This window comes from Microbacterium sp. K35, from assembly GCF_004794375.1.
Taxonomy (GTDB): domain Bacteria; phylum Actinomycetota; class Actinomycetes; order Actinomycetales; family Microbacteriaceae; genus Microbacterium; species Microbacterium sufflavum.
Window position 1 is genome coordinate 1 of sequence record NZ_SSDM01000294.1, and the last position, 528, is coordinate 528.

Below are 528 nucleotides of genomic sequence, written 5' to 3' on the forward strand. Positions count from 1 at the left end.
TGGTACTGCAGGGGGGACCCTGTGGGAGAGTAGGACACCGCCGGACTCCTTTTAGTCAAAATGGCCACCCATCGTTGGGTGGCCATTTTGCGTTTGACGAACAACGAGAATAGGGAGCACCATGCCGGAAGAGGAAGAGCGCCGTCCGCGTCGCAGTGACGATGGAGGACCGCGCGGCAACCGTTCCGGTGGGCGCCCTGTGTATCGCGATGGTGCCTCGCGCCCACGATCTGGCTCTGATGCCCGCGGTTCGCGAGGTGAGGCTCGCCCCGACCGTGATGGTGGGCAGCGTCGCGAGGGCGGCTACAACCGTGATGGCGGCGGTCAGCGTCGTGAGGGTCGCTACAGCCGTGATGGCGGTCAGCGTCGTGAGGGTGGCTTCAACCGTGATGGCGGTCAGCGTCGTGAGGGTGGCTTCAACCGTGACGGTGGACCGCGTCGTGAGGGTGGCTTCAACCGTGACGGCGGTCAGCGTCGTGAGGGTGGCTTCAACCGTGACGGTGGCCAGCGTCGTGAGGGTGGCTTCAA

The 528-nt window shown here is 65.2% G+C and carries 1 pseudogene; it reads right to left on the reverse strand.

The annotated features are described in order from the left end of the window. Positions 1-55 precede the first annotated feature (55 nt). Positions 56-528: pseudogene (locus DW299_RS19095) on the reverse strand (hypothetical protein); the annotation flags it as partial.